Below are 11,020 nucleotides of genomic sequence, written 5' to 3'. Positions count from 1 at the left end.
AGCTCGCTCCCACATGGGTTCAATGTCATGCCTTGGGTTTGGCGTGCGCCGCCAACCGCTCCAGAGCCGCCCGCAGATTCGGATCGCTGATCCCGTCGGCTGTGGCCTGAATGGTCGCGCCTGCATCGGTCGACAAGCTGATGGTATGGCCAGCCGCCCCTTGCTGAACCGTGGGCGGCTGGACCTTGAACAGAATCCGCGTCAGGCTGGCGAATTCGTCGAACATCTGTAGTTGCCGTTGCAGACGCTTTTGCTGATAACGCAGGCGGGTTGCCCAATGACCGTCGGTCACTATCAGCAACAAACTGCCTTCGCGCCACGACGCCACATGGCAATGCTCGCGGGCGGCGGGCTGCAATTGGCTTTCCAGCAGGCGTTGTAAATGACCCAGGCGTTGAGCGTGGCCGAAGATGGCTTTCAGCGGTTTGGCTTCGCGAAGCAGGACGGCGGGTGCTCTGGCCGTAAGAGGGCGAAATGCCATGATCAGACACCTGAAGTAACAGAGCCGCCATGGTAGCAGAAAGCACCGGATGCACCCGAGCCATTGCTTTGCGAGCGCTTTACCCATTAAATCAACAAGTAACTTGTGCCGTGAATGGCTTGAAGTTCAGCAAAAAGCCCTTATTTTAAGTGAGCCCCGTCACAGCGCTGTGCCAGCATCGTGGAATAACGCCACTTTCCTCACCATCGTTTCCGGGTAGAATGCTCGTTCGCATGCGGCCATGAGGGCTGCTCGGGCGACTCATGGGGCCGCCCTCCATCCCTTTAGTGTGGAAGATCCTGCCGATATGTTTGCGCCTTTGTTAAAGAAACTTTTTGGAAGCAAGAACGAGCGTGAAGTCAAACGCATGCTCAAGACGGTGCAACTCGTCAATGCCTTCGAAGAGCAAATGGTGGCCCTTTCGGACGATCAATTGCGTGCCAAGACAGATGAGTTCAAGGCCCGCATCGCCAAAGGGGAAACCCTCGACAAGCTGCTGCCAGAAGCCTTTGCGGTCGCCCGCGAAGCCGGTAAGCGCGTCATGGGTATGCGCCACTTCGATGTCCAGCTGATCGGCGGCATGACCTTGCATGAAGGCCAGATCGCGGAAATGCGTACCGGTGAAGGCAAGACCCTGGTGGCAACACTGGGCGTTTACCTCAACGCGCTGTCCGGCAAGGGCGTGCACGTTGTGACGGTGAACGACTACCTGGCCCGTCGTGACGCCAACTGGATGCGTCCGCTCTACGAATTCCTCGGAATGTCGGTCGGTGTTGTCACGCCGTTCCAGCCGCCGGAAGAGAAACGTCTGGCATACGCTGCCGACATTACCTACGGCACCAACAACGAATTCGGTTTCGACTACCTGCGCGACAACATGGCGTTCAGCATGGAAGAAAAATTCCAGCGCGAACTCAATTTTGCCGTGATCGACGAAGTCGACTCCATCCTCATCGACGAAGCCCGTACCCCGCTGATCATTTCCGGTCAGGCCGAGGACAGCTCCAAGCTGTACATCGAGATCAACAAACTGATCCCGCAGCTTGAGTTGCACATCGAAGAAGTTGAAGGCGAAGTCACCAAGGCCGGCCACTACACCGTCGACGAGAAGACCCGTCAGGTCGAGCTCAACGAAGCCGGTCACCAGTTCATCGAAGACATGCTGACCCGCGTTGGCCTGCTGGCTGAAGGCGAGAGCCTGTACTCGGCGCACAACCTTGGCCTGCTGACCCACGTTTATGCCGGTCTGCGTGCGCACAAGCTGTTCAATCGCAACGTCGAATACATCGTGCAGGATGGCCAGGTTGTCCTGGTCGACGAACACACCGGTCGCACCATGCCGGGTCGCCGTCTGTCCGAAGGCCTGCACCAGGCCATCGAAGCCAAGGAAAACCTGAACATTCAGGCCGAAAGCCAGACCCTGGCCTCGACCACGTTCCAGAACTACTTCCGTCTGTACAACAAGCTGTCCGGCATGACCGGTACCGCCGACACCGAAGCGTTCGAATTCCACCAGATCTACGGTCTGTCGGTGATGGTTATCCCGCCGAACAAACCGCTGGCGCGTAAAGACTACAACGACCTGGTGTTCCTGACCGCCGAAGAGAAGTACGCGGCGATCATCAATGACATCAAGGAATGCATGACCCAGGGCCGTCCGGTACTGGTGGGTACTGCAACCATCGAAACTTCCGAGCACATGTCTGCGCTGCTGCAGAAGGAAGGCATCGAACACAAGGTTCTGAACGCCAAGTTCCACGAAAAAGAAGCCGAGATCATTGCCCAGGCCGGTCGCCCAGGCGCACTGACCATCGCCACCAACATGGCCGGTCGTGGTACCGACATCCTGTTGGGCGGTAACTGGGAAGTGGAAGTGGCCACCCTGGAAGACCCGACCCCTGAGCAGATTGCCCAGATCAAGGCCGACTGGCAGAAACGTCACCAGCAAGTGCTCGAATCGGGCGGTTTGCAGGTGATTGCTTCCGAGCGTCACGAATCGCGTCGTATCGACAACCAGCTGCGTGGTCGTGCCGGTCGTCAGGGTGACGCCGGTTCCAGCCGTTTCTACCTGTCGCTGGAAGACAGCCTGATGCGCATCTTCGCCTCTGATCGGGTGAAGAACTTCATGAAGGCCCTGGGCATGCAGCCTGGCGAGGCGATCGAGCACCGCATGGTGACCAACGCCATCGAGAAGGCTCAGCGCAAGGTTGAAGGCCGCAACTTCGACATTCGTAAGCAACTGCTCGAGTTCGACGACGTCAACAACGAACAACGTAAAGTGATCTATCACATGCGTAACAGTTTGTTGGCCGCCGACAACATCGGTGAAACCATCGCCGACTTCCGTCAGGACGTGCTCAACGCAACGGTCAGCGCACACATTCCACCGCAATCGCTGCCTGAGCAGTGGGACGTGGCCGGTCTGGAAGCGGCGTTGCAGAGCGACTTCGGTGTGGCGCTGCCGATCCAGAAATGGCTCGACGAAGACGACCACCTGTACGAAGAAACCCTGCGCGAGAAGCTCATGACCGAGCTGCTGGCCGCGTATAACGAGAAAGAAGAGCAGGCGAGCGCCGAAGCGCTGCGCACCTTCGAGAAGCAAATCGTTCTGCGTGTGCTCGACGACCTGTGGAAAGATCACCTGTCGACCATGGATCACCTGCGTCACGGCATCCACTTGCGTGGTTATGCACAGAAGAACCCGAAGCAAGAGTACAAGCGCGAGTCCTTCACGCTGTTCTCCGAGCTGCTGGATTCGATCAAGCGCGACTCGATCCGTGTGCTGTCCCACGTTCAGGTTCGCCGCGAAGATCCGATCGAAGAAGAACAACGCCTGCGTCAGGAAGCCGAAGCGCTGGCTGCGCGCATGCAGTTCCAGCACGACGAAGCACCGGGGCTTGAGCAACCGGAACTGCTGGGTGAAGAGGTCGATGTCGCCCTTGCCACCGCTCCGGTACGCAACGAACAGAAGCTGGGCCGCAACGAACTTTGCTACTGCGGTTCGGGCAAGAAGTTCAAGCATTGCCACGGGCAGATCCAGTAAAGCCCGTTTCATACGCTGAAATACCCGCGCCGCGACCGGCTTATGCCGTCGCGGCGTTTTGCCATTTAAACCACCGTTCTTCCTGAAAGCGGTGCCGACATCATTTATTAAGGAGCGCATTCATGGCTGTTGGTCTTGGTCCTTTGCCAACGTTGCACCCGGTTGCCGGTTTTGAACTCGGTATCGCCTCGGCTGGCATCAAGCGCCCGGGGCGCAAGGATGTTGTGGTCATGCGCTGTGCCGAAGGTTCCACGGTCGCTGGCGTGTTCACCCTGAACGCCTTTTGCGCGGCTCCCGTGATCCTGGCCAAGCAGCGCGTGCAAGGTCCGGTGCGTTATCTGTTGACCAATACCGGCAATGCCAACGCCGGCACTGGCGAACCAGGCCTTGTCGCCGCCGAACGCACCTGCGCCAAACTGGCTGAGCTGACCGGCGTCGACGCCAGCTTGGTGCTGCCGTATTCCACCGGTGTCATCGGCGAGCCGCTGCCGGTCGAGAAAATCGAAGGGGCTCTGCAAGCCGCCCTCGACGACCTGTCGGTCAACAACTGGGAAGCTGCCGCCACCGGCATCATGACCACCGACACCCTGCCAAAAGGTGCCAGCCGCCAGTTCCAGCATGACGGCGTGACCATCACTGTCACCGGTATCAGCAAAGGCGCGGGCATGATCCGCCCGAACATGGCGACCATGCTCGGCTACATCGCCACCGACGCCAAAGTCTCCCGCGACGTGCTGCAAAACCTGCTGCTGGACGGTGCCAACAAGTCGTTCAACCGCATCACCATCGACGGCGACACCTCGACTAACGACTGCTGCATGCTGATCGCCACCGGTCAGGCTGCACTACCGGAAATCACCCGCGCCGAAGGCGAGTTGTTCGCCAAGCTGAAACAGGCCGTGTTCGAAGTGTGCATGGACGTGGCCCAGGCCATCGTTCGTGACGGCGAAGGCGCGACCAAGTTTGTGACCGTTGAAGTCAACGGCGGCGGCAATCACCAGGAATGCCTGGACGTCGGTTACACCGTGGCGCACTCGCCGCTGATCAAGACCGCACTGTTCGCCTCCGACCCGAACTGGGGCCGCATTCTGGCTGCCGTGGGCCGTGCCGGCGTACCGAACCTGGACGTGAGCAAAATCGACGTGTTCCTCGGTGATGTCTGTATCGCCAGCCGTGGCGCTCGTGCATCGACCTACACCGAAGCCCAGGGCGCGGCCGTGATGCAGCAGGAAGAAATCACGATCCGTATCGAACTGGGTCGCGGTGATTGCAGCGAAACCATCTGGACCACCGACCTGTCCCACGAATACGTGAAGATCAACGCCGAATACCGCACTTAAGACCGAGTTGGCCCCATCGCGAGCAAGCTCGCTCCCACAAGTTTTGTGAACGCCGCAAATCCAGTGTGGGAGCGAGCTTGCTCGCGATGACGGACTACCAGACGCTAGAGATTCTGGCCTGCATTCCTCATCAAAAGGTCCCGAACATGAGCCTCCACCTGATCATCGGCGACAAACTGATTTCCTCCTGGTCCCTGCGCGGCGCGTTGGCCCTCGACCTGGCCGGCGCCCCTTACACCGAAGAACTGATCAAGCTGAACCAGCCGGATACGCGTGAGCGTCTGCTCAAGCACTCGCCGACCGCGAAAGTCCCGCTGCTGAAAACCGAACACGGCACCATCGCCGATTCCCTGGCGATTGCCGAGTATCTGGCAGAGCAGTTTCCCGACGCCGGCCTCTGGCCCAAAGACACCGCCGCCCGCGCCCAGGCCCGTTCGGCTTGCGCGCAGATGCACAGCGGTTTCTTCGCCATGCGCGGCAACATGCCATTCGACTTGAGTCACGACGCTGCGCTGTCGCCGACACCGGCTGGCGTCCAGGCCGACATTGAGCGTATGTGGGCGTTGTGGGCCGAGTGCCGCGCCGCCGCCACCGAAACCGGTCCGTTCCTGTTTGGCGGCGCGACCCTGGCCGATGCCTTCTTCGCACCGATCGCCGTGCGCCTGCGCACCTATCAGGTGAGGCTGCCCGCAGCGGACGCGGCCTACGTCGAAACCATCTACCAATGGCCAGCCTTCAAGGCTTGGCAGAAGGCAGGTCTGGAGGAAGTAGAACGGTGAAACGAGTCCACGTAGCCGCTGCTGTTATCCGTGATAACAGTGGCAAGATCCTCATTGCCCGCCGTGCCGACACCCAGCATCAGGGTGGCCTGTGGGAATTTCCCGGTGGCAAGGTCGAGACCGACGAATCCGTCGAAACCGCCCTGGCTCGCGAGCTCCTTGAAGAGTTGGGCATCGTGGTCAACGCGGCTCGCCCGCTGATCAAGGTCCGGCACGATTACCCGGACAAGCAAGTGTTGCTGGACGTTTGGGAAGTGTCGGCCTTTACCGGCGAACCGCACGGCGCCGAAGGCCAGCCGCTGGAATGGGTCGCGCCCCGCGATCTGCTGAACTACGAGTTCCCGGCGGCCAACCAGCCGATCGTCGCGGCTGCGCGGTTACCCGCGCAGTATTTGATTACCCCGGAAGACCTGGAAACCCCGGCCTTGCTGCGCGGTATTCAAAAAGCCATCGCTGGCGGCATCAAGTTGATCCAGTTGCGGGCACCCAACGGCTACGATCCGAAGTACCGCGATCTGGCGGTGGACGCGGCGGGGCTGTGTGCGGGCAAGGCGCAGTTGATGATCAAGGGGCCGTTCGAGTGGCTGGGAGATTTCCCGTCCGCCGGTTGGCACATCACCTCCGCGCAACTGCGCAAATATGCAGCGGCTGGCCGCCCGTTACCGGCGTCGCGCTGGCTGGCGGCGTCCTGCCATAACGCTGAAGAGCTGGCGTTGGCCGAGCAGATGGGGGTGGATTTTGTGACCCTGTCACCGGTGCAACCGACCCTGACTCATCCGGGGGCTCAGCCGCTGGGTTGGGAACAGGCTGGCGCGTTGATCGAAGGTTTCAGCAAACCGGTGTTCTTGCTCGGTGGTGTTGGCCCGGCGGATCTTCAGAAAGCCTGGGAGGCGGGCGCGCAGGGTGCGGCGGGGATTCGGGCATTTTGGCCTGATTCTTTGGTTTAGCCACCGGCCCCTTCGCGGGCAAGCCCGCTCCCACAGTGGTTCGTGGCGGACACAGATCTGTGTACGACATTGATCCCTGTGGGAGCGAGCTTGCTCGCGATGAGGGCCTGGCAGACGATAATTTATTCGGGTTTTGCCGCCGGTTGCCACAATATTTCGGCAATCCCTTGTCGCTGGGCAATCAACCGCGCCACCACAAACAACAAGTCCGACAACCGATTGATATACGCCAACCCAACCCCGGCCAATGGTTCGACAGCATTCAAATGCTGACACCGCCGCTCGGCGCTGCGTGCCAGGCTTCTGCACACATGGGCCTGGGCAATCAATGCCGAACCACCCGGCAGAATGAAATTCTCCAGCGGCCCCAGCTCTTCATTCCACACATCGATCGCCGCTTCCAGCCGTTCGACTTCTGCCGTGTTCAGTGCCTGATACACCGGCATCGCCAGTTCACCACCCAAGTCGAACAACCGATGCTGGCAAGGCGCCAAAACCTCGATCACCTCGTTCAATCCTGGATAGGTGCCACTTTCCGCCGCCAACCCGGCCAATAGCACACCCACCTGACTGTTCAGCGTATCGACTTCGCCAATGGCTTCGATCCGCGGATGGTCCTTGGGCACGCGGCGGCCGTCGCCCAGCCCGGTTTCGCCTTTGTCGCCGGTGCGGGTGTAAATCTTCGACAAGCGAAAGCCCATGGTTACCTCGATAGCTGATTGAGTTCTTGAGAGACGAGCGGGGTGCCCGCCAAGGGCAGGCGCAAGGTGAAACACGTGCCTTGGCCCAGGGTCGATTGCACTTCCATCTGCCCCTTGTGGTTGTTGGTAATGATGAAATACGAGACCGACAGGCCAAGGCCGGTGCCCTGACCGATTTCCTTGGTGGTGAAGAACGGCTCGAAGGTGCGTTTGCGCACACTCTCGCTCATGCCGATGCCGTTGTCCTCCACCTGGATTTCCGCCCACGGCGGATTCAGCTTGGTGCGCAGAATGATCCGTCCCGGCTCGCGGTCGCCTTCGCGCTGGTGAATAGCCTGCGCGGCGTTTTTCAGCAAATTGAGCAGCACTTGCTCCAGTTCGTTCGCCGTGCCGGGCACCGGACCGAGTTGCGGATCGAACTGGCGAATGATCGCCTGGCCCTTGAAGTCGAAACCGATCGCCAGGTCGAAGTCGTTGCCGGCGATTTCCACCGCCTGATCGATCAGCGCCGGCAGGTCGCACGGGGCCATTTGCCGGGTACTGCGGCGGCTGAAGCTGAGCATGTGGGTGACGATTTTCGCTGCCCGGGCACCCGCCTGTTGAATGCCATCGAGCAACTGCGGCACTTCGCGCGCTTGCAGGTATTTGTTGACCGTTTCCAACGCGATCCCGGTTTGCTCGGCTTGTTCGAGATTCTTCGGCAGATCAGGCGAAAGGCGTCGGCGAATGTTCTGCACGTTGTGCAGGATCGCGCCTAACGGGTTGTTGATCTCGTGGGCCATACCCGCGGCAAGGCCACCGACCGAGAGCATTTTTTCCGACTGCACCATCATTTCTTCCAGCGACAGACGCTGAGTGATGTCGTCGATCCGGATCACCACACCACGCCCGGCACCGCCCATCAGCGGGTAGAACGTCAGCGCGTAGTGCTTGGGTTCTTCGTCCTTGAGCCACGTCACCCGTTCAATCTTGGCCACTGTGTGCTGCTCGACGGTTTGCTTGAGTTGCGGCAGAAACGGCTTGAGCGGTTCGAAAGCGAGAAAAATCGGCTGGTTCAGGGCTTCGTCGAGGCGCGTGCCAGACAGGGCGCTGGCCTCTTGATTCCACTGCGTCACGTAGAGTTGTTCATCAAGGGCGATCAGCGCCGAGGGCATGGAATCGATGATGCTGTTGAGGTAGTTCTGGAAACCGGTGAGCTTCTTCTCGATCTTGCTGCGCACCTGGACTTCGAGCTCCAGTTTGCGATTGGTATGGCGGGTTTCTTCGGCCAGGCCCTGAGCCTGATCATACGCAGCCTGGGAATCGTCCCGGGCCCGCTTGAGTTGCTGCTCCCGGGCTTCGATCCGCGAGAGCATGGTGTTGAATGCTTCGGCGAGGCTGCCGATTTCGTCATGGTTGCCGCGGGAGGCGCGCAGGGCGTAGTTCTCTTCCCGGGTCACTTGCCGGGACAACTCTTCGAGCTGATGAATTGGCCGGGTGATCAGGCGTTTGATTTGTCGGGCAATCACCAGCCACAACAGCACACTGAAGATCAGAATCCCGAGACTGGCGGTGAGCGTCCCGGTGTAGAACGCCATCGGCAGTTCGCTGCTGGCGACCAGTAACAGGTGGCCGGGCGCGGTGCCGGGGCGGGGCAGGGTGATGATTTGATTGCTGCGAAACTCCGTGGCTTGCCACGATTCAATGTGCCGGTAACGCGTTGGCAGGCTCAGATTGTCGCCATGCTGCAACTGCGCCAGACGCTCGCCCTTGCCGTCATAAAGGGCCGCCGCGCGCAGCGGTGAATAGCTGTTGAGTTCATTGAGCAGGCGTTCGGCGCTTTGCGGTGACTGCAAGGCTTCGGACACCAGGCTGGGGTTGGACACCAGGCGGCCGATGGTCTGCAAGGCCTGAGGTGCCATGCTTTCCTGGGAGATGTAGTACGCGGCGCTGATAAAGGTCAGGTTGGCGACCAGCAGGACGGTGGTCAACAGCACCAGCAGGGCGGCCAGTAATTTCTGGCCGACCGGAAGGTTTTCAAGGCGCTGGCGCAATGGCATCAGGTTCATCGCTGAAAAGGAACAAGTGGCCAGCGTAGCCGCTGCTCAGTCGCTGGGCAATCCAAGGCTGTGCAGATGGGTGATCAACCTTTGCTCAAGTTGATTGAGGTGCGGCAGGTTCAACTGATGCCTCGCGGCGACTTTGCAAGCATGACCCAATAGATAGCTGATCTCGGTGCGGCGCTGGCTCGCGACGTCCTGGTACATCGAAGAGTAGTTGGCGGCGGTCGCGTGAATCACCCGTTCGACTTCCTGTTGAAGGTCCTCGGCCGCTGCTGGTTGACCGCACCGCTCAAGCAACTCGGTCAATTCGACGCAAAGGGTGGCGACTTCACAGTGGTGTTCCTGTAAACCGCCATTACGGCAATCGTGCAGCACGGTCAGCGGATTGATCGCACAGTTGAGCGCCAGTTTTCGCCAAAGCCGGGTCAGAATATCGGTGCTCCACTCGTGGGGAATACCGGCGGCGCTCACGTCATCCAGCCAGATCGGCGCCACGGGATGCCCGGCATCCCCCAGCCAGGTGTAACCGTGGCCGGCGAATACCACGCGCCAGTCGCCATCGCGAAAGGCGCCTTCGGTGCTTGACGCGCAAATGCAGCGTGCCTGCGGCACCTGCGTGGCGACGGCGTCCTGGCTGCCAAGACCGTTCTGCAACAGGATCAGCTCGGCGTCGGGGGCCAGGCGCGGTGCCAGTTGGGCCACGGCTTTCTCGGCATCGTAGGCTTTACACGCCACCAGCAGACGGTTGATCGGTTCACTGTTGTCGGGTGTCTCGGCGGGCACCGGATAGCACTGCGCTTCACCGTGTTCGACCAGCGTCAGCCCGCCCGCCGCCTCATACGCCTGCAAGCGTGCAGCGTCCCGCACGATCAGCTTGACCGGCACGCCGGCCCGCGCCAGTCGAGTGGCCCATAAGGTGCCAAGGCTGCCGCCGCCCAGAACATGCCAGGTGGTGGACATCAGCTTTTTGCTCTGTTTATCGCGCGCATGGGAGGCTCGCAGTGAATGATGGGAAAGACCCGTTATAATCAGCGCGGATTTTAACCGCAAGCCAGGCGTGCTCTATCGTGATCGAGCATGCCCTTTTATTGGAGAGATTACATGCCGTCGTTCGACGTGGTATCCGAACTGGACAAACACGAAGTCACCAACGCGGTCGAGAACGCCGTCAAGGAACTCGATCGTCGTTATGACCTGAAAGGCAAAGGCACCTTCGAGTTCAAGGAAAAGGACCTGACCGTCAACCTGACCGCTGAAGCCGATTTCCAGCTCGAAGCGATGATTGAGATCCTCAAGCTGGCCCTGGTCAAGCGCAAAATCGACGTGCAGTGCCTTGAAGTCAAGGATGCCTATGCGTCGGGCAAACTGATGAAGCAGGAAGCGGTCCTCAAGGAAGGCATCGACAAAGAGCTGGCGAAGAAAATCGTCGCTCATGTCAAAGACGCCAAACTCAAGGTTCAGGCTGCCATTCAGGGTGAGCAGGTGCGCATTACCGGCAAGAAGCGTGATGACTTGCAGGAAGCCATCGCGGCCCTGCGCGCCAAGACGTTCGATATGCCGCTACAGTTCAACAACTTCCGCGACTGACCTTTCAGGCGGGACCCCTGTGGGAGCGAGCCTGCTCGCGAAAGCGGTGTGTCATTCAATAGTGAATTCGACTGATATGCCCTCTTCGCCGGCAAGCCGG

Annotated in this window: 9 protein-coding genes; 5 read left to right on the top strand and 4 right to left on the bottom strand. The window is 60.0% G+C overall.

Features of this window, described 5'->3' with window-relative positions; genetic code table 11:
* Positions 1-25 precede the first annotated feature (25 nt).
* Complete coding sequence (locus tag WLY71_RS10475; protein ID WP_111451433.1) at positions 26-481, bottom strand: DUF721 domain-containing protein; 456 nt, start codon at positions 479-481, stop codon at positions 26-28.
* Positions 482-788: 307 nt separating this feature from the next.
* On the opposite strand from WLY71_RS10475, the gene secA reads away from it, so the two are divergent.
* From secA to WLY71_RS10455, 4 genes are all read left to right on the top strand, one after another.
* On the top strand, positions 789-3,524 hold the full coding sequence (gene secA, locus WLY71_RS10470) for a preprotein translocase subunit SecA (protein ID WP_347803494.1): 2,736 nt from the start codon (positions 789-791) through the stop codon (positions 3,522-3,524).
* 122 nt (positions 3,525-3,646) lie between these two features.
* The gene (gene argJ, locus WLY71_RS10465; RefSeq protein WP_347803493.1) at positions 3,647-4,864 is read left to right on the top strand and encodes a bifunctional glutamate N-acetyltransferase/amino-acid acetyltransferase ArgJ; all 1,218 of its coding nucleotides are present in this window, start codon (positions 3,647-3,649) and stop codon (positions 4,862-4,864) included.
* 146 nt (positions 4,865-5,010) lie between these two features.
* The gene (locus WLY71_RS10460) at positions 5,011-5,643 is read left to right on the top strand and encodes a glutathione S-transferase family protein (protein WP_347803496.1); all 633 of its coding nucleotides are present in this window, start codon (positions 5,011-5,013) and stop codon (positions 5,641-5,643) included.
* Complete coding sequence (locus WLY71_RS10455; protein WP_347803492.1) at positions 5,640-6,590, top strand: Nudix family hydrolase; 951 nt, start codon at positions 5,640-5,642, stop codon at positions 6,588-6,590. The genes WLY71_RS10460 and WLY71_RS10455 overlap by 4 nt, the downstream gene beginning before the upstream one ends.
* 122 nt (positions 6,591-6,712) lie before the next feature.
* Here the strand turns inward: WLY71_RS10455 and WLY71_RS10450 are convergent, their stop codons facing one another.
* From WLY71_RS10450 to WLY71_RS10440, 3 genes are read right to left on the bottom strand one after another with little or no spacing between them, the layout of a single operon-like run.
* On the bottom strand, positions 6,713-7,291 hold the full coding sequence (locus WLY71_RS10450) for a cob(I)yrinic acid a,c-diamide adenosyltransferase (protein WP_347803491.1): 579 nt from the start codon (positions 7,289-7,291) through the stop codon (positions 6,713-6,715).
* Positions 7,292-7,293: 2 nt separating this feature from the next.
* A complete protein-coding gene (locus WLY71_RS10445) occupies positions 7,294-9,330 on the bottom strand; it encodes a sensor histidine kinase (RefSeq protein ID WP_347803490.1) in 2,037 nt (678 codons plus the stop codon).
* A gap of 45 nt (positions 9,331-9,375) precedes the next feature.
* Positions 9,376-10,293, bottom strand: coding sequence for a putative 2-dehydropantoate 2-reductase (locus WLY71_RS10440; RefSeq protein WP_347803489.1), 918 nt, complete (start codon positions 10,291-10,293; stop codon positions 9,376-9,378).
* A gap of 141 nt (positions 10,294-10,434) precedes the next feature.
* Here WLY71_RS10440 and WLY71_RS10435 point away from each other — a divergent pair, with 141 nt between their 5' ends.
* Positions 10,435-10,920 carry a YajQ family cyclic di-GMP-binding protein gene (locus WLY71_RS10435; protein ID WP_007906601.1) on the top strand — a complete coding sequence of 162 codons (486 nt, stop codon included), beginning with the start codon at positions 10,435-10,437 and terminating at the stop codon, positions 10,918-10,920.
* Positions 10,921-11,020: the final 100 nt, after the last annotated feature.

Origin of the sequence: Pseudomonas rossensis, assembly GCF_039888995.1 — a bacterium.
GTDB lineage: Bacteria > Pseudomonadota > Gammaproteobacteria > Pseudomonadales > Pseudomonadaceae > Aquipseudomonas > Aquipseudomonas rossensis.
Note: the sequence above shows the minus strand (reverse complement) of the source record. Positions and strands in the feature narration are given on the sequence as shown.